Raw genomic sequence first — 21,971 nt, 5'->3', positions numbered from 1 at the left:
TCATTCGGCCTCGGCGAGCTTCAGGTGGTCCGCTCGCCGCCCGGCGACGGCGCCGCCCTGGCTTTCGACCCACTGCGCGTACTGCGCCTCGCTGACGACCTTGACGGTGATCGGCATGTAGGCGTGGTACATCCCGCACAGCTCCGAGCACTGGCCGAAGTAGACGCCCTCCTGCTCGGCGCGGAACCAGGTCTCGTTCAGGCGGCCGGGGACGGCGTCGATCTTCACGCCGAAGGCCGGCATGGCCCACGCGTGGATCACGTCGCCGCCGGTGATCTGCATGCGCACGACCTTGTTCACCGGCACCACCACGGCGGTGTCGGTGGCCAGCAGCCATTCGTCTTCCGAGTAACCGTACTCGGCCAGCTCGGCGCGGACCTCTTCGTCCATGTTCGCCTTGCCCGCACCCAGCATGTAGCTGTCGAACGAGATGTCGTTGTCCGGGTACTCATAGCTCCAGAACCACTGGTTGCCGGTGGCCTTCACGGTCACGTCGGCCTCGGGGATCTCGAGCTGGTTGAACAGCACCGGCAGGCTGAAGCTGCCGATCACGATCAGGATCAGGATCGGGACAAGCGTCCAGGCCACCTCGATCGTCGAGTTGTGGGTGAAGCTCGCCGGATCCTGCTGCCGCTTGCGGTTGTAGCGGATCGCGACCCAGGCCAGCAGCGCGGTCACGAACAGCACGATCAGGGTGATGATCACCAGCAGGAAGCCGTCCAGCCACTGGACGTCCCGTGCCAGCGAGGTTGCGGCGGGCTGGAACCCCACGCCTCCCGGGACCGGCTTGCCGATCACCGGCAGGTCCGAAAGGTCCGGAGCTTCCTGGGCCCAGGCAGCCGGGGCCAGGCCCGAGGCCAGGGCGCCGACCGCCGCGAAAACCGAATGAATCTTCATGCGCTTGTCTTCCCGCTATTCCTGCCGGTTTGGAAAGCGCCGGCATCGGCCGCGCTGCACGCTTCCGCGCCACGCACCGCTCCGGGCTGACTTGGGCGTGAAACTTGCACAGCCGGCCGCGAAGAACAAGCATCCCCGAGGGTGCGGACGCGCGCCCTGTCGCCGCAGGCAGCGCGCCGCGGCGGCCGGATGGCACTGGTCATGCGGCCGGCAAGTGCCCATGTTCAGGACAGACGCACAGGGCCCCGCGGGCCGCGACGCAAGGATGACCATGACCGATTCATTCCGCCCCTTCGACACCGACCTCGACGAAACCGCCGCGCTGCGCATCCTGCGCGGCGCCACCGACGGCGCCGACGACGGCGAGCTGTTCCTCGAGCGCCGCCGCTCGGAAAGCCTGGTGTTCGACGACGGCCGGCTCAAGAACGCCAGCTACGACGCCTCCGAGGGGTTCGGCCTGCGCGCCGTGCGCGGCGAGACCGCCGGCTACGGCCACTCCACCGACCTGTCCGAAGCGGCGCTGAAACGCGCCGCCGAGACCGCGCGCCTGGCCGTCGGCGCCGGCGGCGGCACCCTGGCCGACGCGCCGCCGGGCACCAACCGGCACCTCTACGACGCGGTCGACCCGGTCACCTCGGTGCCCTTCCTGGGCAAGGTCGACCTGCTGAAGGATCTCGACGCCTATGCCCGCGCGCTGGATCCGCGCGTGGTGCAGGTCTCGGCCGCGCTGGCCGCGTCCGTGCAGGAGGTCGAGATCCTGCGCCCCGACGGCCAGCGGCTGGCCGACCTGCGGCCGATGGCGCGGCTGAACGTCTCGGTCACCGTCGAACAGGACGGCCGCCGCGAATCGGGCACCTCGGGCGGCGGCGGCCGCCACGGCATCGAGCGGCTGATGGTGCAGGACCACTGGCAGGCCCAGGTCCGCGAGGCGCTGCGCATCGCCGCCGTCAACCTTGCCGCCGAACCCGCCCCTGCCGGGGTCATGGACGTCGTGCTCGGCCCCGGCTGGCCCGGCATCCTGCTGCACGAGGCCGTCGGCCACGGGCTGGAGGGCGACTTCAACCGCAAGAAATCCTCGGCCTTCGCCGGGCTGCTGGGCCAGCGCGTCGCGGCCCCGGGCGTGACCGTGCTGGACGACGGCACCATCCCCGACCGCCGCGGCTCGCTGACCTTCGACGACGAGGGCACGCCCTCGGGCAGGAACGTGCTGATCGAGGACGGGATCCTGACCGGCTACATGCAGGACCGGCAGAACGCCCGGCTGATGGGGGTGAAGCCCACCGGCAACGGCCGGCGGCAAAGCCATGCCCACATCCCGATGCCGCGGATGACCAACACCTACATGCTGGGCGGCGACGCCGATCCGGCGGCGATCCTGGCCGACCTGAAGGACGGCATCTACGCCGTCGGCTTCGGCGGCGGGCAGGTCGACATCACCAACGGCAAGTACGTGTTCAGTTGCACCGAGGCCTACCGGGTGAAGAACGGCAAGCTCGGCGCGCCGATCAAGGGCGCGACGCTGATCGGCGACGGCGCCACCTCGATGCAGAAGATCCGCGCCATCGGCAACGACCTGGCGCTGGATCCGGGCATCGGCAACTGCGGCAAGAACGGCCAGTGGGTGCCGGTCGGCGTCGGCCTGCCGACGCTGATGATCGGCGGGCTGACCGTGGGCGGCAGCCAGGCCGGCTGAACATGCGCGGCCTGCCCCCGTTCCCAACACCCGCGGGGGCAGCGCGCGCGGTCAGGTGACGGTCCTGCCTCGCGGGTTGTCGGGGTTGTCTGGGTTGTCTGGGGATCCTTGTCGGCGTGCCCGCGCCAGCGGAGGCCATGCACAGCCTCGCCCTCGCTCTCGTCAACGACACCGGCATCACGAAAACTGCAGCCGGCCCGGCGCTGCAACTTGCCGAAACCCGGATCGGGACGCTGGCCAGATCCTTCATGGTGTGCTGGCAGGGCATTCCGGTCTCGGTCCCGTTCGCGATTCTCGCACGCCGGTACGACATGCTCGGCCGGGGCACGGCAGCGATCACCGGACTCCTGGTGCCGTTCATCGTCATCGGCGGGGTGCACGGCTTCGGTATCGAGGCGGTGTTCTTCATCCCCGGCAGCATCCCCGGCAGCGTCGTGCCCGGAGTTGCCTTCTGGCTGACCGTCCGCCTGATCCACGCCGTTCGCAACCTGCTCGACACCGCCCACGAGCGCGTGACATCGCTGCTCTCGGCCCGCCGCGGCGATCTCGAACGGGGCACCCACATGCTGCCGGAACGCCAGACGATCCACCCCCGGCGACCTCCCGCCGCTGCGCCCCGGCCCGCGGCCACGGTCGCGCCGGAGGCGGGGCGGGCCGGCAGCGGCTGGGGGGCGCGGCTCAGATCAGCAGTGGCCCCAGCAGCAGACCCAGACAGGTGACGACGCCGACCGCCGGCACCCAGGCGGGCACGGTGAACACGCCCGCCGGCGCCGGCACCCGGCGGCGTTTCAGCACGAACAGCGACAGGTTGACCAGCGCGAAGACCACCAGGATCACCTGAGTCGTCACCTCGGCCAGCCGCCCGATCGGCAGGAACAGCGCCAGGCACAACACCGCCGCCGACACCAGCGCGGTCGAGAACAGCGGCGTGCGCGTGCGCGGATTGACCGCCGCGAACCGCCGCGGCAGCCGCCCGGCCGCGCCCAGCCCGTACAGCACCCGCGCCGCCATGATGATCTGGATGACGATGCCGTTGAGCGTGGCGACGATGGCGATCAGCGAGATCGCCACCGGCGACAGCCCGGTCAGGCGCTGGAACAGCAGCGCGATCGGTGCGCCGGTGCCGGCAAGCTCGGCGTGCGGCACCGACATCACCGCGACCGTCGCGACCATGACGTAGAGCAGCGTCGCCAGCACCAGCGTCAGTCCGATGCCCAGCGGCATGACCCGCGCCGGATCGCGGGTCTCCTCGACCAGGTTCACCACGTCGTCGAAGCCGATGAAGGCGAAGAAGGCGATCAGGCTGGCGCCGAACACCGCCGCCAGCGCGGCGCCGTCGCCCGGCGCCGGAACCACCTCGGGCAGGCGCAGCAGGATCTCGGGCTGTGCCCGGACCCCCGCCGCCACGATCACCAGCAGGCCCAGGATCTCGAGCACGGTGAAGATGCCGGCGAAGGTGACCGACTCCAGTACCCCCCAGGCGGCGACGGTGCCCATCAACACGATCACCGCGGCGACCACCACCGGCTGCGGCAGTGCGATCAGCGTCAGGATGTAGCCGGTACCGCCCAGGGTGATCGCCGCCGCGGCGACGATCGCCGACAGGACGATGCAGAACCCCGTCGCCAGCGTCAGCCAGCGCAACCCGAACGCAGCCTCGACATAGACCGCCTCGCCGGCCGCCTGCGGCAACCGGCCCGACAGCTCGGCGAAGCTGCAGGCGCTGAAGGCCATCACCACCGCCGCCAGCAGGAAGGCCGACGGCGCGAACATCCCCGCCTGCTCCACCGCGACGCCGATCAGCACATAGATCCCGGCGCCGATCGTCACCCCGAGTCCGTAGAGCACCAGCAGCGGCAGCGATATCGCCCGCCGGAGCGTCGGCGCCGGATGCTTGATGGTCACGTCCGATCCCTGCACGCTCATTCCGCCTCCGCATCCCGCGCGCCGGCATGGCCCGCGTCCGGTTCCGATGTGTCGTCGCCGCCGACCAGGACCGCCGGGCAGCGCGCCGCGCCGATCAGCCGCCGTAGTTCCCGGTCGGCAGCGAACGGCGCGCCGGACCGGTCCAGCACCACCGCGGCGACGCTGAGCCGGTCGAGACGCCGCAACAGCGCCTCCGGCCCGGAAAAGGTCTCGATGTTGCCCGGCAGGTGACCGGCGGCGCTTCCGGCGCCCACCAGGGCCACCAGCACCGGCGCGTCCAGCGCCGCGGCGACGGCCCGTGCCGTATCGCGCGCGAAACGCCCCGGCCCGGCCGCGCCGGCGACCAGCACCACCGCGCCCGGCGCCGGCCGCCGGGCATGCCCGATCAGCAGCAGGTCCCCGGGCAAGGCGGCGCGGCGCAGGATCGACAGCAGCCGTCCCTGCGCCCGCTCGAAGCTCCAGCGCCGCAGCGCCTGGCCGGCGGCCTGCGCCAGGGCGGCCTCGAACGCCCGCGCATCGGCCGCCAGCCGGGCCCGCACCTCGGGCACCGTCGGCGGCGCCAGCGGCCGCCCGCCCGGGGTGACGGCGCGGGTCGCGGGCGCCGCTGCGAGGTCCAGGTATTCCTGTTCCTCGACGAAGATGCCGCGCACCTCGCTTTCGGTGCGGGCCGCCAGCAGCATCGCCAGCCGCAACGCCCCGTCGGCGTCGTCGAACCGGCTGGCGCCAATCAGGATCCGGCGAGCGCGCATCCGCTCAGCGCTCCGTCCGGACCGCCGGGGCAAAGCCCCGGCGCAGCTCGGCGAACCGCCGGAGACGGGCCTCGACGCGCGCGTTCACGCTGCCGCCCGGAAAGCCGCCGCCGCGCTGCCGCCGGCCGGCGGGGTGACCGGTCAGCAGCTCGATCGCCGCGTCGATGGTGGCGACGGGAAAGACGTGGAACGCGCCCCGGCGCACCGCCTCGACCACCTCGTCGCGCAGCATCAGGTGCTTGACGTTCGCCTGCGGAATCAGCACCCCCTGCTGACCGGTCAGCCGGCGCGCCTTGCAGACCCTGAAAAATCCCTCGATCTTCTCGGTGACGCCGCCGATCGCCTGCACCTCGCCCAGTTGGTTGACCGAGCCGGTGACGGCGAGGCCCTGGCGGATCGGCAGATCCGACAGCGCCGACAGCAGCGCACAAAGCTCGGCCGTCGAGGCGCTGTCGCCGTCGACGCCGCCATAGCTCTGCTCGAACACCAGGCTGGCCTGCAACGACATCGGTACGTCCAGCGCATAATGCGCGGTCAGGTAGCCCGACAGCACCAGAACGCCCTTGGAATGCAGCGGCCCGCCCAGTTCGACCTCGCGCTCGATGTCGACGACGCGGCCGCTACCCTGGCGCACCCGTGCGGTGATCCGCGACGGTCGGCCGAAGCGGTGGGTGCCGGTGTCGACCACCGACAGGCCGTTGATCTGGCCGACGGTGCCGCCGGCGGTGTCGATCAACACGGTGCGGCGCGCGATCATCTGCTGCGAAAGATCGCGCACCCGCGCCGCCCGATGCTCGGCCTGTTCCAGCGCGTGCGCGACGTCCGCGCTGTCGGTCGCCGCGTGCCCGTCGGTGGCCGCCAGGTGGTCGGCCTCGCGCATCACGTCGCTCAGCCGTCCTACCTGCAGCGACATGCGCTCGGTATCCGAGGCCAGACGCGAGGCGTGGTCCACCAGCCCGGCGACCGCGGCGGCGGTCAGCGGCATCAGCCCGTCGCGTCGGGCGGCCTCGGCCAGCTGTCGCGCGAACAGCGCCACCGTGGCCGCGGTACGCGGGGCGGTCTCCTCGAAATCTGCCTGCAGCTTGAACAGCCTGGTGACGTCGGGATCCATGTACACCAGCAGCCGGTACAGCTGCCGGTCGGCGATCAGCACCACCCGCAGGTCCAGCGGGATCGGGTCGGGCTCCAGCGATGTGGTGGTGAACAGGCTCATCCGCTCGGCCAGCGTGGTGATCTGCACGCGCCCGGCGTCGAGGCTGCGCTTCAGCGCATCCCAGGCATAGGGCTCGCCCAGCAGGCGCCGCGCCTCGAGCACCAGGAAACCGCCGTTGGCGCGGTGCAGCGCGCCGGGCTTTATCAGCGTGAAGTCGGTGACCAGCGCGCCCATGTGCGAGGCATGGTCGATCCGGCCCGTCAGGTTCGCCAGCGTCGGCAGATCCTCGGTTACCACCGGCGCACCGCCGCCGCCGCCGCGCGACACGATGACGTTGACCGCGTAGCGCCGGAACATCGGCAGGTGGTGGAACTTGCGGACCGCCTCGGGGAACGGCCCCGCGCCCTCGCCGGCCCGCGCCTTCAGGAACAGTTCCGCGCTGGCGACCATGTCCGCGTGCACCTGCTCCAGATAGGCGCTCACGTCCGGCTGGTCGGCGAAGGCGCGCGTCACCTCGGCGATGCGGTCGGCGACGGCGGACTGCGCCATCATCGCGTGCAGTCGCTCCGGCCGCTTGCGATGCTCGCGCTCCCGTCCCGGCACTGCTTTCAGCACCTGCGCCAGTTCCTGCTGCATCGCCTCGACGCGGGCGTCGACCGCCGCGCGCTGTTCCGCGTCCAGCCGCTCGTAGGTGTCCGGCTTCAACACCTCGCCGTCGACGACCGCGGCCAGGGTGAAGCCGGTCGGGGTGCGGAACACCTCGACCCCGTCCTTCCGGGCGCGGTCGACGAACTCGGCGAAAGCCTCCTCGTTGCCCTGCGCGAACGCCTGTTCGATGCTGCGTTTCTCGGCCTGGTATTCCTCGGAATCGAACATCGCCGGAATGTCGATCGCCAGATCGTCCACCAGAGCGCGCATGGCGGCGCCCAGATCCGCCGCCCGGCCCGGCGGCAGGCGCAGCGCCTGCGGCCGGTCGGGGGCCTCGAAATTGTGGACATAGGCCCAGTCGTCCGGCACCGGGCGACGTGCCGCCGCCGAACCGAGCAGCCGGTCCACCGCCCGGTGACGCCCGGTGCCGGGCGGCCCCAGAACGAACAGGTTGAACCCGGACCGCCGCATCGCGGTCGCCAGCCGCACCGCGTCCATCGCCCGTTGCTGGCCGACCGGCTCCTCGGGCGGCGGCAGATCCTCGGTGGTCCGGAAGCCCAGCGCCGCCGGATCGCACACCCGCCGCAGCTGGTCGGGGCCGAGTCCGCGCGCGGCGGTCCTGTCGAAGGATACCGGTCGGGGCATGGCGCTCTCGTCTGGTGGCTGCTGCGCCGATCCTGCCGCAGGCGCGCGGGCGCCGACATGACCTGCATCAAGGCCGGGCGCCGCGGGCGGTCGCCGTTCGGCGGCGCTGCGGATCACGGCCATGTGGCCCGCACGCCGGCGACAACGTACACTGCCCGCGGGAGCGTCACGCCGGAAGTGCCGGGCGCGGACCCTTTGGCAGCCGCCGGCGCGGACGCCCCGGGACCTTGGAAACGATGGGGGACGACATGCATACGACCGGTGTGAGCACGCTGGACCACGCGCCGCAGGTGGTGGCCGAGTGGCTGAACGAGTTGTGCCGGGACATGGACTGGGCGGCGGACAAGGGGCGCGCCTATCTGCTGCTGCGCTCGACGCTGCACGCGGTGCGCGACTTTCTAACCGTCGAAGAGGCGGTGAACCTGTCCAGCCAGCTGCCGGTGCTGGTGCGGGGGTTCTACTTCGAGGGCTGGACCCCGGCCAGGACGCCGGTCCACCCGCGCAGCAAGCAGGACTTCCTCGACCGGGTCGCCGCGAACTTCAGCAAGGTGCCGCTCGACAACGTCGAGGAGGCGGTCGTCGCGGTGTTCGACCTGCTGCGCCGCAAGGTGTCGGCCGGCGAGATCGACCAGGTCGCGCATTCGATGCGCAAGCCGCTGCGCGAGTTGTGGGAATGACCCCGGGGCGGCGTCGGCGCGGCGCGCGCCAACGCCGCACGCCGGCTCAGCGGTAGATCAGCGTCGGCAGCCACATGGTGATCGCCGGGACGTAGGTGATCAGGATCAGCACCAGAACCAGCGGGATCAGGAACGGCGCGGTGCCGGTCATCGCCCGCTCGAACGGGATGTTCGCCACCCGCGACAGCACGTACAGCACCATCCCCACCGGCGGCGTCAGCAGGCCCAGCATCAGGTTCAGCACCACGATCACGCCGAAATGCACCGGGTCGATGCCCAGCTGCACCGCGACCGGCAGCAGCACCGGCACCAGGATGGTGATCGCGGCGACCGTCTCCATGAAGCAGCCGACCAGCAGCAGGATGATGTTGATCAGCAGCAGGATCACCCACGGCCGATCCGACGCGCCCAGCAGCAGGCTCGCCGCCATCTCGGGCACCCGGTTCGAGGTCAGGATCCAGGCGAAGATCGACGCCGCGCCGACCACCAGCAGCACCACGGCGGTGGTCTCGATGGTGTCGAAGCTGACCCGCACGAACCGCCGCAGCGTCAGCGTGCGGTACACCACCGCGCCCAGGAACATCGCATAGGCGCAGGCCGCCACCGCGGCCTCGGTCGGGGTGAACGCGCCGCTGAGGATGCCGCCGACGATGATCACCGGGGTCAGCAGCGACAGGAAGGCGCGCAGAAAGCTGTGGAACAGCACGCCCCAGAAGAACTCCTGGTCGCGCGGAAAGCCGCGGCGGCGGGCGAACCAGGCGACCATCAGCATCAGCGACAGCGCCATCACCAGACCCGGAATGAACCCGGCGGCGAACAGCTGCCCGATCGAGGCGCCGGCGACGACGCCGTAGATCACCATCGGCAGCGACGGCGGGATGATCGGGCCGATGGTCGACGAGGCGGCGGTGATGCCGACGGCGAAGCCGGTGTCGTATTTCGCATCGCGCATCGCCTTGATCTCGATCGCGCCCAGACCGCCGGCATCGGCCACCGCCGCGCCGGACATGCCGGCGAAGATCACCGAGGCGCCGACGTTCACATGCCCCAGCCCGCCGCGCATCCAGCCGACCAGCGCCAGCGCGAAGTTGAAGATCCGCTCGGTGATGCCGGCGGTGTTCATCAGATTGCCGGCAAGGATGAAGAACGGCACCGCCAGCAGCGGAAAGCTGTCGACGCCGTTCACCATGCGGTGCGCCACCACCATCGGCGGCACCGTGCCCGACAGGATGAACGCCGCCGAGGCGCCGGCCAGCGCGATCGCCACCGGCACGCCCAGCACGATCAGCGCGAACAGCAGCAGGAACAGGGTCAGGATCGTCATCGGCGAGGGTCTCCTAGTCGATCGCCCGCGTCTCGCCCTCGTGGGCGGCGGGGTCGATCAGCCGGCTGGTTCCGGTCCGCAGATGGATCCAGGTGTTGCGCAGCGCATAAAGGGTCATGCCGGCAAAGCAGGCGGCGACGAACCAGTAGACCCAGGACTTGGGCACGTCGATCGAGACCATCATCTGCATCGTCCGGCCCGCCAGCTGCGCCGACAGATACGACAGCCCGGCGAAGAAGGCGACCGACAGCAGGTCGATGGCGGTCTGCATCAGCCGCCGCACCGGGCGCGGCACCCAGCGATAGATCACCTCGACGGCGATGTGGTTGTTCTTGCGCACCGCCATCGCCGAGCCGGCGAATGTCACGCCGATCAGCAGGTAGCGGGCGATCTCCTCGGTCCAGCCGAGCGAGTCGTTCAGCACGTAGCGGGTGAAGAACTGCAGGAACACCACCGCCGCCAGGACCCAGAACAGCACCAGCACGATCGCGTCGGGCCAACGCAGGTCGGACAGGTCGATATGCTCCTCGTCCTGCTCCTCGATGTGGATGGACAGATCCTTGCGATCCTGCGGGTCGTCACTCATGCGCGCATCCTGTCAGCGCCGGGGCAAGGGCCTGCGCCCCCGCCCCGGACGGTCGCACCCTTACTGGCCGATGGCCTGGAGACGGTCGTAGGTCTCCTGGTCCCAGCTGGCCATTTCGCCGTTGTGCATCTCCTTCACCGCCTCGATGAAGGGGCCGCGGTCGACCTCGTTGACGTTGACGCCCTCGCCCCGGAACCATTCCTTCAGCTCGTTCTCGGCGGCGATGATCTGGTCGGTGGCGCAGACCGCGGCATCGTCCAGGACCTGCGACAGCGCCTGCTGGTCGGCCTCGTCGAGGCTGCCCCAGGCCGGACCGCCGACGATGGTCAGCAGTGCGTCGGTGATGTGGCCGGTCAGGTTGATGTCCGACTGCACCTCGTAGAACTTCTTCGCCTGGATCGTCGGCAGCGGGTTTTCCTGCGCGTCGACGGTGCCCTGCTGCAGCGCCAGGTAGACCTCGGCGAAGGCGATCGGGGTCGGGTTGGCGCCGACCGCGCGCGGGAACATCATGTAGAGCGGCGCGTTCGGCACGCGGATCTTCAGCCCGTCCATGTCCGCGGGCTGCGTGATCGGCTTGTTCGACGTCACGTGCCGCTCGCCGTAGTAGGTCATCGATTCGATGTGGTTGCCGGTGGCGTCCTTGTAGCCCTGCGCCAGTTCGGCGAACAGGTCCGAGTTGCGGAACTGGTCCCAGTGCTCGTAGTCGCGGAACATGAACGGCGCGCCGCCGATGGCGATCGGCCCGTAGGCGCGGCCGGCGAACAGCTGCCCGGTGTAGATGATGTCGACCGTTCCCAGCCCGAGGCCCTCGTTGATGTCGGTCTCCTTGCCCAGGGTCGAGGCCGGGAACACCTCGATGCCCAGCCGGTTTTCGGTGGCGGCCATCAGCGCGTCGTTCGCGGCGACGGCGCAGGTGTGGTAGGGCTCGCTGGCCTCGTAGACATGCGCCCATTTCAGCACCCGCTCGGCGTCCTGCGCCATTGCCGGTGCGGCAACGCTCAGCGCCGCGAGCGCGGTGGTGACGCGGGCAATGTTTCTGGTCATCCGGATCATGTTTTCCTCCCTCCGTGATTGCGTTCAGGTTTCCGCCAGCTCGAGCGGCGGGATCCCGGTTTCCTCGCCGAAGCGCGCCAGCGCCTCGACTGCGGTCATGTCCAGCAGGATGCCGGACGCGCGGCGGCGCCGCGCCTCTTCCCATTCGCGGTCGCCGGCGGCCATCACCGTCGCCCCGGGCGCGGTGGCCGAGGCGCGGATGGTATCGCGATAGCGCCGCAACGTCTCGGTAAAGATGTCGAGCCCGGCGAACGCCGCCGGGTCCAGCGCCAGCACGAAGGCGCCCAGGCGGCGCGGCGTTTCCATGTCGTCCGAGATCATCGGCGGCAGCTCGTGGCTGAGCGGCGCGCCGGGCAGCGCCGCCGACAGGATCTCGGAGATGCCGGCCAGCCCGGCGCCCTTGTAGCCGAACCCGCCGCCCAGCGGCGCCAGCATCCGCGCCTCATCCGGGTCGGTGACGTTCACGCCCGAGGCGTTCGACGCCGTGTCCAGCGGCAGCACGATCCCCAGCGCGCGGCTGAGCTGCACCTTGTTGAACGGGATCGCGCTGGTCGCCATGTCGAACAGCCAGGGCTCCTCGTCGGCGCCGGCCGGGCCCGCCATCGCGATCGGGTTGGTGCCGTGGAACGGCTGCGCGCCGCCGTGCAGGCGCACGAAGGCGTCCGAGTTGCAGAAGCAGAACCCGACCATGCCGGCCCGCGCGATCTCGACCGCATAGGCGCCGGCGGCACCGAAATGCGACGAGCCGCGGATTGCCACCGCGCCGGCGCCGCCGGCCTGCGCCAGGCGGATCGCGTGCGCCGCCGCGGCATAGGTGGCGCGGGCGCCGTGGCCGTCGTCGCCGTCCAGCAGCGCGGCGCCGCTGCTTTCGCGCAGCAGCCGGATCTCGGGCCGCGGGTTCAGCCGCCCGCGCCGCAGCCCCTCGAGGTAGTGCGGCAGCAGGCGGTAGCCGTGGGTGTCGACGCCGTGCACCGAGGCGTGGCTCAGCGCCTTGACCACCGCCGCCGCGGTGTCGGCATCGGCGCCGGCCGCCGCCAGTGCCGCCAGCGCGAAGCGCTCCATCTGCTCGATCCGGACCCGGCTCGGCGGCCGCGCGGCGGGCCGCGCCCCGGCCTGCGCCAGGTAGTTCTGCGTGGTGTCGCGGATGTGGTCGCGCAACAGTTTCAGCGCCGCCTCGGCGTCCTGCGTCGCCACATGGCGGACCAGCGCCTCGTGCTCGGCGAAGGACCGGTCGTTCAGCTTCATGTCCAGCGACAGCCGGTTGCGCAACGCCTGCACCCGGAACGCCAGCATCTGGAACGTCTTCTCCAGATAGGCGTTGCCGCAGTGCGCGAAGATCGCGTGGTGAAAGGCGTTGTCCAGTTCCTTGTAGACCCGCGCATCGCCCGATTTCAGCGCCGTGCGCATCCGCTCGACAATCGCGGTCAGGTCCGCGGCCAGGGTGCGGCCGTCGCGGTCGAGCACCAGCCGCAGCGCCTCGGCCTCCAGCAACTCGCGCATCTCGCCCAGGCTGCGGATGTCGTCGGGGCTCATGTCGAAGACCCGCGCGCTGCGGTTCGGCGACATCGAGATCATTCCCTCACGCTCCAGCTGCACCAGCGCCTCGCGGACCGGGATCTTGCTCATCCCCAGCGCGTCCGCCAGCTCGGTCTCGCGCAGCACCGAGCCCAGCGGCAGATCGCCGGCGATGATCCGCGCGCGGATCTGCTCGCGCGCCCGATCTGAAAGTTTCTGCGGCATGCCGCGGCGCGTGTCCGGTTCGCTCGTCATGCGGTCGACATGGTCCCATTTCTCCCTGAGGGGCGGACTGTATATTATATATCACAGACGTCAAACGCGATCTGCTGCGGCCCGCACGGCCCGCAGCCGGCCCCCGCCCAGCCCCGGAACGCGCCGGACCGCCCCGCGCCGGCGCCATGCCGCGCTTGCGAAGCGGTCGACCGCCGTGCAACGCTCGATGAACCACCTGCGGTGCAATCGGCCTGGCGCTCCGGCGATCATGGGCGGGCGTGAAGGACGGCGTCGATGGCGATCCATTCCAGCATCTATCACCTGACCAGATACACCTACGACCGGCCGGTTGCGCTGGGCCCGCACGTGATCCGGCTGCGGCCGGCGCCGCATTCGCGGACCCGGGTGATCTCGCATTCGCTCAAGGTCTCGCCGGGCGGGCACTTCGTGAACCACCAGCAGGATCCCTACGGCAACTGGCTGGCGCGCTTCGTCTTTGCCGAACCGGTGAAGGAACTGAAGATCGAGGTCGACCTGGTCGCCGACATGACCGTCTACAACCCGTTCGACTTCTTCGTCGAGGAAAGCGCCGAGCACTGGCCGTTCGACTACCCCGAAGACCTGCGCGACGATCTGTCGATCTACCGCACCCCCGAGCCGGAAGGGCCGCTGCTGGCGAAGTTCGTCGGCGGGATCGACTTCGCCGAAACCGGCACCGTCGATTTCCTGGTGGCGCTGAACCGCCATGTCGCGGACCGGGTCGACTATCTGATCCGGATGGAGCCGGGCGTGCAGACCCCGGACGAGACGCTGCGCGCCGGCTCGGGCTCGTGCCGCGATTCCAGCTGGCTGCTGGTGCAGACGCTGCGGCACCTGGGCTTCGCCGCGCGCTTCGTCTCGGGCTACCTGATCCAGCTGAAGCCGGACATCGCCGCGCTCGACGGACCCTCGGGCACCGACACGGACTTCACCGACCTGCACGCCTGGTGCGAGGTGTTCCTGCCCGGCGCCGGCTGGGTCGGGCTGGACCCGACCTCGGGGCTGCTGACCGGCGAAAGCCACATCCCGCTGGCCGCCACCCCGCACTACCGCAATGCCGCGCCGATCGCCGGCGGCTTCTCGGGCGCGGCCGACACCGGGATCTCGTTCGACTTCGACATGCGCGTGACCCGCGTGGCCGAACATCCGCGGATCACCCGGCCGTTCTCGGACGAGGCGTGGGACCGGCTGAACGCGCTCGGTCGCACGGTCGACGACGACCTGGAGACCGGCGACGTGCGGCTGACCATGGGCGGCGAGCCGACGTTCGTCTCGGTCGACGATTTCGAGAGCGACGAATGGAACAGCTCGGCGGTCGGGCCGCAGAAGCGGGCGCTGGCCGACACGCTGATCCGGCGGCTGCAGACGCGCTTCGCGCCCGGCGGCTTCCTGCACTACGGCCAGGGCAAGTGGTATCCGGGCGAAAGCCTGCCGCGCTGGACCTTCTCGCTGTACTGGCGGCGCGACGGCCAGCCGGTGTGGAAGAACCCCGACCTGATCGCGCAGGAGGACCAGCCCGCCCCCGCCGGCGCGGACGAGGCCGGGGCGTTCATGCGCGGCATGGCGCAGGCGCTGGGGCTGGACCCGGACTTCGCCCAGCCCACCTACGAGGATCCGGCCGAGTGGATCCTGAAGGAGGCGAACCTGCCGCCGAACGTGACGCCCGACAACCCGAAGCTGAAGAACCCCGAGGACCGCGCGCGCTATGCCCGCGTGTTCGACCGCGGCCTGACCGAGCCGGCGGGCTATGCCCTGCCGATCCAGCGCTGGCAGGCGAAGGCCGACACCCCGAAGTGGCGGTCCGAGATGTGGCGTCCGCGCCGCGGCCGGCTGTACCTGGTCCCCGGCGACAGCCCGGTCGGCTTCCGTCTGCCGCTGGAGGCGCTGCCCCATGTGCCGCCCGCGAAATATCCCTACTCCTTCCCCGCCGATCCGGGCGTCGAGCGCGGCCCGCTGCCCGAATTCCACGCCGCGATCGCCGAGCGCCGCGCGCGCGAGACCGCGCACGTCCCCGAGACCACGCCGGGCCATACCCAGCCGGTGCAGCTTGGCCAGCAGGCGACCCGGCGGCAGGCCTATGTCCCGCAGGAGCCTGCCGGCAGCGGCGAGGACCGCGACGAAACCGTGGTCCGCACCGCGCTGGCGATCGAGCCGCGCGACGGCCGGCTGTGCCTGTTCATGCCGCCCTGCGACGCGCTCGAGGACTATCTCGAGATCATCGCCGCGGCCGAGGATACCGCCGCGGAACTGGGGCTGCCGATCCATGTCGAGGGCTATGCCCCGCCCGAGGACCCGCGGCTGAACGTGATCCGCGTCGCCCCCGACCCCGGCGTGATCGAGGTCAACATCCACCCGGCCCACGACTGGGACGACTGCGTCGCCACCACCGAGGCGGTGTACGACGAGGCGCGGCAGTCGCGGCTGGGCGCCGACAAGTTCATGATCGACGGCCGCCACACCGGCACCGGCGGCGGCAACCACGTCGTCGTCGGCGGCGCGACGCCGGCGGACTCGCCGTTCCTGCGGCGGCCCGACCTGCTGAAGTCGCTGATCCTGATCTGGCAGCGGCACCCGGCGCTCAGCTACCTGTTCGCCGGGCTGTTCATCGGCCCGACCAGCCAGGCCCCGCGCATCGACGAGGCGCGGCACGACACGCTGTACGAGCTGGAGATCGCGCTGGCGCAGATCACCCCGCCCGGCGACGGGGCGCCGCCGCCGCCGTGGCTGGTGGACCGGCTGCTGCGCAACATGCTGACCGACGTGACCGGCAACACCCACCGCGCCGAGATCTGCATCGACAAGCTGTTCTCGCCCGACGGGCCGACCGGCCGGCTGGGCCTGGTCGAGTTCCGCGGCTTCGAGATGCCGCCGCACCCGCGCATGTCGCTGGCCCAGCAACTGCTGCTGCGCGCGATCATCGCCCGCTGCTGGAAAACCCCGGTCGAGGGCCGGCCGGTGCGCTGGGGCACGGTGCTGCACGACCGGTTCATGCTGCCGCACTTCCTGTGGCAGGACCTGCTGGACCTGCTGGCCGACCTGCGCCGGCACGGCTACGACTTCGACCCGGCGTGGTTCGAGGCGCAGGCCGAGTTCCGGTTTCCGTTCTGCGGCCAGGTCGAGGCCGGTGACGTCCACCTGGAGATCCGCCAGGCGCTGGAGCCGTGGCATGTGCTGGGCGAGACCGGCGCCATCGGCGGCACGGTGCGCTACACCGACAGCTCGGTCGAGCGGCTGCAGGTGCGGCTGAGCACGCTGCACCAGGACCGCTACCGGGTGATGTGCAACCGCCGGCCGGTGCCGCTGGCGCGCACGCAGACCTCGGGCGTGGCGGTGGGCGGGGTCCGGTTCAAGGCCTGGCAGCCGCACGAGGCGCTGCACCCGGCGCTGCCGGTGAACGCGCCGCTGGTGTTCGACATCCACGACGACTGGAGCGGGCTGGCGATCGGCGGCTGCACCTATCACGTGGCGCACCCCGGCGGGCGCAGCTACGACACCTTCCCGGTCAACGGCTACGAGGCCGAGGCCCGCCGCCTGACCCGGTTCGAGCCGCACGGCCACACCCCCGGCCCGTACCGTCCGGTCCCCGAAACCCCGCACCCCGAGTTCCCGACGACTCTGGACCTGCGCCGGCCCGCCGGGCCGGGCTGAGCCGGGCCGGGGACCGCGATGGGACAGCAGGCGCGCCCGGCCGGCGATCATCCGATGCTGACCGACTACCGGCCGGCGCCGGGGGTGGCGGACGAGATGCTCGGTCCCGGCGGCCGGATGCGGCCGGTCTGGCGGCCGTTCCTCGACTGGCTCGGATCGATGCCGCCCGAACAGCTCCGCGGCCGGTTCGACCGCGGCGACCGCTACCTGCGCGACGCCGGCGTCTACTTCCGGCACTACACCAGCGATCCGCTGCAGGAACGCGACTGGCCGCTCAGCCACATCCCGGTGGTGCTGCACGAGGACGAATGGCAGACCATCTGCCGCGGCCTGTCGCAGCGCGCCGACCTGCTGGAGCGGGTGATGGCCGACATCTACGGCCGCAACCGGCTGGTCGCCGACGGGCATCTTCCGGCCGGGCTGATCGCCGGCAACCCGCAGTGGCTGCGCCCGCTGGTGGGCGTGCAGCCGCGTGGCGGGCATTTCCTGCACTTCCTCGCGTTCGAGATCGGCCGCTCTCCGGACGGCAGCTGGCTGGTGCTGGGCGACCGCGCGCAGGCGCCCTCGGGGGCGGGTTTCGCGCTGGAGAACCGGATCGCCAGCCGGCGGATCTTTCCCGAGCCCTACCCGCGCGACTTCACGCACCGGCTGACCGGCTTCTTCGAGGCGTTCCGCGGCGCGCTGCAGGGGCTGGCCGGACGCGCCGAGGGCACGGCGCGCCGGTTCGGCATCCTGACGCCGGGGCCGGCCAACGACGCCTATTACGAGCACACCTACATCGCCCGCTTCCTCGGCATGCTGCTGCTCGAGGGCGAGGACATGCTGGTCGAGAACGGCGAGGTGCTGGTGCGCACCATCGACGGGCCGCTGCCGCTGGGGGTGCTGTGGCGGCGGATCGACGCCGGCTTCGCCGACCCGCTGGAGCTGGACCCGGGCTCGATCATCGGCACGCCGGGGCTGGTCGACGCGGTGCGCACCGGCGGCGTGGCGATGGTCAACGCGCTGGGCTCGGGGATCCTGGAAACCCGCGCGCTGATGGCCTTCCTGCCGCGGATCTGCGAGCAGCTGACCGGGCAGGAGCTGTCGCTGCCCAACATCGCCACCTGGTGGTGCGGCGGCGCCGCCGAGCGCGCGCACGTGCGCGAGAACGCCGGCCGGATGATGATCGGCCCGGCACTGGCCACCGAACTGCCGTTCGAGCTGGACGCCGGGACCGTGCTCGGCGGCAGCTTCCGCGGCGGCGGGCCGGCTTCGGTCGCGGACTGGGTCGAGGACCAGGGCCCGCGCCTGGTCGGGCAGGAGGCGGTGACCCTGTCGACCACGCCCAGCTGGGTCGACGGGCCGGACGGCGGCCGGCTGCGGCCCTGCCCGATGGTGGTGCGGGTGTTCGCCGCGCGCACGCCGCAGGGCTGGACCTTCATGCAGGGCGGCTATGCCCGGATCGGCCCCGAGGGCGACGCCACGGCGCTGGCGATGCAGCGCGGCGGCAAGGTCGCGGACGTGTGGATCATGTCGGACGCGGCGGCGCACGCGACGCCGCCGTCGCCGCCGGTGCTGGGGCCGCGCTCCCCCGCCGGGCAAAGCGCGCTGCCCGCGCGCGCCGCCGACAACCTGTTCTGGCTGGGCCGCTACGTCGAGCGGTTCGAGGGCGCGGTGCGCCTGATCCGCGCGCACCACCTGCGGCTGGCCGCCACCGGCAATCCCGACGATCCGCGCCTGTGGCTGCTGACGCAATACCTGGGCGCGCTGGAATTCGACCTCGGCCAGCCGGTCCCCGAGGCGCTGGCCGAGCGGCTGACCGGCGCGCGCGACAGCGCCGCGAAGGTCCGCGACCGGTTCTCGACCGACGGCTGGCTGGCGCTGGGCGATCTGATGCGCACCGTGCGCGGCATGCGCGAGACGGTGCAGCCCGGCGACGACGCCGCCGCGGCGATGGGGGTGCTGCTGCGCAAGACCGCGGGCTTTTCCGGCATTGTGCACGAGAACATGTACCGCACCCACGGCTGGCGCTTCCTGTCGATCGGCCGCGCGCTGGAGCGGGCGGACGGGCTGTGCGCGCTGCTGTCGGCCTTCGCGGTGCCCGACGCGCCGGAGGGCTCGTTCGAGATCGCGCTCGAGGTGGCCGACGCGGTCACCACGCACCGGGCACGTTTCGCGCTCGAAACAGGGTTCGACACCGTGGTCGACCTGCTGGCGCTGGACGCCGACAACCCGCGCTCGGTGCATTTCCAGATCGCCCACCTGGCGCGGCTGGTCGAGGCGCTGCCGCACGCGCGCCGCGGCGGTCGCCCCGCCGAGCTGCTGCGCGCCATCCTGCCGCTGCGCACCCGGCTCGAGATCGCCGGGCCGCAGGACGTCACCGTCGATGCGCTGGCCGGGATCCGCGGCGCGCTCGGCACCATCTCGGACCGGCTGAGCGCCGCCTACCTGGGGTGAGCTGATGCTCTACGACATCTCGCTGCGCATCGACTACAGCTACGCCGCGCCGGTGATGCACGCGCGCAACCTGCTGCGGCTGCTGCCGAACGACATCGCCGGCGAGCAGACCGTCCTGTCGCGCCAGCTGACCGTCGATCCGCTGCCCTCCGAGCGCCGCGACTTTCCCGACTTCTTCGACAACACGACGAGCTGCGTCGCCTGGCACCAGCCGATCCAGTCGTTCTCGCTGTCGCTGGCGCTGCGGGCCGAGCGGCAGCCGCCGCCGGGGCAGTTCGACCTGTCGCCGCCGCTGCGCGCACTGCCGTCCGAGATCGCGGCGGCGCGCGATCTGTCGCCCGCCGCGCCGCACCATTTCACCGCGGCGTCGCGGCGCGGCCCGGTGCTGCCCGAGTTCACCGACTTCGCCCGCGCCCGGCTGCGCCCGGGGATGACCGTGCTCGAGGCGGTGCAGGCGATCGGCGGCGCGCTGCACGCCGAGATGCAGTTCGCCGCCGGGGCGACCGACGTGGACACCCCGGCGCAGGACGCCTTCGCCGCCCGGCACGGGGTGTGCCAGGATTTCTCGCACATCATGATCGGGTGCCTGCGCGGCGTCGGCATCCCGGCGGGCTATGTCTCGGGGTTCCTGCGCACCTACCCGCCGCCCGGCCGGCCCCGGCTGGCGGGGGCCGACGCGATGCACGCCTGGGTGCGCGCCTGGGCCGGGGCCGAGATGGGCTGGATCGAGTACGACCCGACCAACGACCAGCCCGCCGGCGCCGACTACGTCACCATCGGCCACGGGCGCGACTATGACGACGTCGCCCCGGTGCGCGGCATCGTGCGCGGCATCGTCCGCGGCGCCGGCGGCCGGTCCACGGCGCAAAGCGTCGACGTCGCGGTGGTGCCGTGATCGGGCGCGCGCGCATGGCCGCTTGGAAAGTCCCGGCGGCTTGCCCATAGTCGCCGGATGACGCCCGCTTCCGCTTCCGCTTCCGCAGACGCACGCCCCGCAGCGCCCCCGGTCCGGCGGCGCAAGGCGTTCTACGTCCACGGCTTCGATCCGCGCGGCGCCGGCGTGTACCACCGCATGATCGCCGAGCAGGCGGCGGCATATGCCGGGCGGTTCGACGTCCCGCTCGAGGTCACCCCGCGGCGCCGCGTCAGCAAGCTGGAGGCGGCCTGGACGCTGCGCTGGGGCGGTCCGGGCGGCCCGGTCGAGACCGACTACACCTACCTGCGCTGGGACGACATCGTGATCCGGCGCATGCACCGCACCCGGCTGCAGACCTTCACCGCGGCGATGCGCGACGCTGCCCGGCTGCTGCGCTGCGGCTGGTTCCTGCGCGGGCTGCGGCTGGACCCGGCCGCGGGGGCGATGACGCTCTATCCCTATTTCTGGATGCTGGTGCTGGCCGCGCTGCCGGTTCTGGCCGGGCTCGCCGCCGCGTGGCTCGCCGCGGGCCAGGGGCTGCCGGCGCTGCTGGGCCTGCCGGTCGCGGCGCTTGCCGTCTGGCCGGTGCTGCGGCTGGCGCGCTGGATGGAGGGGCCGATGTACATCCAGTACCTGAGCCACGACTTCGGCTTCGCCATCGACGAGGCGGTCGGCCGTGCGCCGCAGATGACCGAGCGGCTCGACCGGTTCGCCGAGATCGTCGAGACCGCGGCCCGCTCCGGCGCCTATGACGAGGTGCTGGTGATCGGCCATTCCTCGGGCGCCTACCAGGCGGTCGAGGTGCTGGGCCGGATGATCGCCGACCACCCCGAGGGCCCGCCGGTGTCGCTGTTGACGCTGGGCCAGTCGATCGGGCTGAAAAGCTTCCTGCCCGAGGCCGGCGAGATCCGCCGGATGCTGTCGGCGCTGGCGGCCTCGGAGCGGGTCGACTGGGTCGACGTCTCCAGCCCGCGCGACGCGCTGTGCCTGTCGCTGCTCGACATGACGGCGATGCCCGACGTGCCGGCGCCCGCGGACCGGCGCAACCCGCTGGTGGTGTCGGCGCGGCTGGACCGGATCTTCACCCGGGCGACGCTGCGCCGGCTGCGGCTGCGCATCTTCGACACCCACTTCATCTACATGCACGCCAACGAGCGCCCCGGCGCCTGGGACTGGATCGCCACCATCGCCGGTCCGCAGCGGCTGTCGGCGCGCTTCGCCGGCCGGCGCGGGGCGCAGCGGGCGCGGCGCGGCGAGGCGGCCTGAGCGTCGCCGCGGAGCTCACCTGACCGGCGTGAAACCCCCTCAAGCCCTTGATCCTGAAGGGAGACTGTTCATGAAAACCTCGTCAACGGCCCCGGCTTCGCCTGGCGGGCGGCGGCGCGGCGCGCGGTCACACCACCAGCACGGGGATGTTCGCCAGCCCGGTGACCTTGTGCGAGACGCTGCCCAGCATGTAGCTGTCGCCCGACGCGCCGAGGCCGCGGCTGCCCAGCACGATCAGGTCGATCTCGTGCTTCAGGGCGAAGTCGACGATGGTCCGCGCCGGCCGCCCCGAGCGCACGAAGGCGCGCACGTTCTGCGCCCCGGCCCGCTTCAGCACCTCCTTGCCGTGCTGCGCGGTCTGGGTGGCGTGCGCGCGCATCGCCTCGTCGATGTTGCCCGGCTCCTGCGGACGCACCATCGACAGCGACGCCTCGAGCATCGAGTGGTGCCGGTAGATGGTCAGGATCGTCACCGGCGCGGCCACCAGCGCGGCCAGCTCGCCGGCCTTGGCCAGCGCGCGGTCGGCGTTCTTCGAGCCGTCGTAGGGCGTCAGGATGTGCTTGAACATGGCGCTCTCTCGGGTG

The 21,971-nt window shown here is 71.7% G+C and carries 16 protein-coding genes; 7 read left to right on the top strand and 9 right to left on the bottom strand.

Translation table 11 applies throughout. The annotated features are described in order from the left end of the window. Complete coding sequence (coxB, locus tag GE300_RS18115; RefSeq protein WP_154448693.1) at positions 1 to 897, bottom strand: cytochrome c oxidase subunit II; 897 nt, start codon at positions 895 to 897, stop codon at positions 1 to 3. A 271-nt stretch (positions 898 to 1,168) separates the two neighbouring features. Here coxB and tldD point away from each other — a divergent pair, with 271 nt between their 5' ends. Together tldD and GE300_RS18105 are read left to right on the top strand one after the other, a co-directional pair. Then, positions 1,169 to 2,590: a metalloprotease TldD gene (gene tldD / locus GE300_RS18110; protein ID WP_154448691.1), complete on the top strand. Its 1,422-nt coding sequence runs from the start codon at positions 1,169 to 1,171 to the stop codon at positions 2,588 to 2,590. Positions 2,591 to 2,727: 137 nt separating this feature from the next. Next, positions 2,728 to 3,309, top strand: a complete 582-nt coding sequence (locus GE300_RS18105; RefSeq protein ID WP_154448689.1) for a hypothetical protein — start codon at positions 2,728 to 2,730, stop codon at positions 3,307 to 3,309. Here the strand turns inward: GE300_RS18105 and GE300_RS18100 are convergent. From GE300_RS18100 to GE300_RS18090, 3 genes are read right to left on the bottom strand one after another with little or no spacing between them, the layout of a single operon-like run. Next, a complete protein-coding gene (locus GE300_RS18100; RefSeq protein ID WP_154448687.1) occupies positions 3,269 to 4,516 on the bottom strand; it encodes an APC family permease in 1,248 nt (415 codons plus the stop codon). The genes GE300_RS18105 and GE300_RS18100 overlap by 41 nt on opposite strands. Then, positions 4,513 to 5,265, bottom strand: coding sequence for a hypothetical protein (locus GE300_RS18095; RefSeq protein ID WP_154448685.1), 753 nt, complete (start codon positions 5,263 to 5,265; stop codon positions 4,513 to 4,515). The genes GE300_RS18100 and GE300_RS18095 overlap by 4 nt, the downstream gene beginning before the upstream one ends. 4 nt (positions 5,266 to 5,269) lie before the next feature. Next, positions 5,270 to 7,711: a Lon protease family protein gene (locus GE300_RS18090; protein ID WP_233417165.1), complete on the bottom strand. Its 2,442-nt coding sequence runs from the start codon at positions 7,709 to 7,711 to the stop codon at positions 5,270 to 5,272. A 248-nt stretch (positions 7,712 to 7,959) separates the two neighbouring features. Here GE300_RS18090 and GE300_RS18085 point away from each other — a divergent pair, with 248 nt between their 5' ends. Further along, positions 7,960 to 8,388 carry a DUF2267 domain-containing protein gene (locus tag GE300_RS18085; protein ID WP_154448681.1) on the top strand — a complete coding sequence of 143 codons (429 nt, stop codon included), beginning with the start codon at positions 7,960 to 7,962 and terminating at the stop codon, positions 8,386 to 8,388. A gap of 46 nt (positions 8,389 to 8,434) precedes the next feature. Here the strand turns inward: GE300_RS18085 and GE300_RS18080 are convergent, their stop codons facing one another. Genes GE300_RS18080 through GE300_RS18065 form a run of 4 tightly spaced genes read right to left on the bottom strand, consistent with a single transcriptional unit; the run spans position 8,435 to position 13,121 of the window. Beyond that, positions 8,435 to 9,712 (bottom strand): TRAP transporter large permease, encoded by a 1,278-nt coding sequence (locus tag GE300_RS18080; protein WP_154448679.1) that lies wholly within the window; start codon positions 9,710 to 9,712, stop codon positions 8,435 to 8,437. Between the two features lie 13 nt (positions 9,713 to 9,725). Further along, a complete protein-coding gene (locus tag GE300_RS18075) occupies positions 9,726 to 10,298 on the bottom strand; it encodes a TRAP transporter small permease (RefSeq protein ID WP_154448677.1) in 573 nt (190 codons plus the stop codon). A 60-nt stretch (positions 10,299 to 10,358) separates the two neighbouring features. Beyond that, the gene (locus tag GE300_RS18070; RefSeq protein ID WP_154448675.1) at positions 10,359 to 11,351 is read right to left on the bottom strand and encodes a sialic acid TRAP transporter substrate-binding protein SiaP; all 993 of its coding nucleotides are present in this window, start codon (positions 11,349 to 11,351) and stop codon (positions 10,359 to 10,361) included. A 24-nt stretch (positions 11,352 to 11,375) separates the two neighbouring features. Then, complete coding sequence (locus GE300_RS18065) at positions 11,376 to 13,121, bottom strand: Ldh family oxidoreductase (protein ID WP_154448673.1); 1,746 nt, start codon at positions 13,119 to 13,121, stop codon at positions 11,376 to 11,378. A 255-nt stretch (positions 13,122 to 13,376) separates the two neighbouring features. Here GE300_RS18065 and GE300_RS18060 point away from each other — a divergent pair, with 255 nt between their 5' ends. The 4 genes from GE300_RS18060 to GE300_RS18045 all read left to right on the top strand — a co-directional run bounded on the left by GE300_RS18060 (position 13,377) and on the right by GE300_RS18045 (position 21,387). After that, positions 13,377 to 16,769, top strand: coding sequence for a transglutaminase family protein (locus GE300_RS18060; protein ID WP_154448671.1), 3,393 nt, complete (start codon positions 13,377 to 13,379; stop codon positions 16,767 to 16,769). 18 nt (positions 16,770 to 16,787) lie between these two features. Further along, positions 16,788 to 19,205 carry a circularly permuted type 2 ATP-grasp protein gene (locus GE300_RS18055; protein ID WP_154448669.1) on the top strand — a complete coding sequence of 806 codons (2,418 nt, stop codon included), beginning with the start codon at positions 16,788 to 16,790 and terminating at the stop codon, positions 19,203 to 19,205. Positions 19,206 to 19,209: 4 nt separating this feature from the next. After that, entirely contained in the window at positions 19,210 to 20,100 is an 891-nt protein-coding gene (locus GE300_RS18050; protein WP_154448667.1) for a transglutaminase family protein, read from the top strand. Between the two features lie 165 nt (positions 20,101 to 20,265). Beyond that, on the top strand, positions 20,266 to 21,387 hold the full coding sequence (locus tag GE300_RS18045; RefSeq protein WP_154448665.1) for a hypothetical protein: 1,122 nt from the start codon (positions 20,266 to 20,268) through the stop codon (positions 21,385 to 21,387). A 127-nt stretch (positions 21,388 to 21,514) separates the two neighbouring features. On the opposite strand, the gene GE300_RS18040 is transcribed toward GE300_RS18045, so the two are convergent. Further along, positions 21,515 to 21,955 (bottom strand): universal stress protein, encoded by a 441-nt coding sequence (locus GE300_RS18040; RefSeq protein WP_154448663.1) that lies wholly within the window; start codon positions 21,953 to 21,955, stop codon positions 21,515 to 21,517. Between the last annotated feature and the right edge of the window lie 16 nt (positions 21,956 to 21,971).

It is taken from the genome of Halovulum marinum, assembly GCF_009697225.1.
Lineage (GTDB): Bacteria > Pseudomonadota > Alphaproteobacteria > Rhodobacterales > Rhodobacteraceae > Halovulum > Halovulum marinum.
This window is presented reverse-complemented; position numbering and strand designations above follow the sequence as displayed.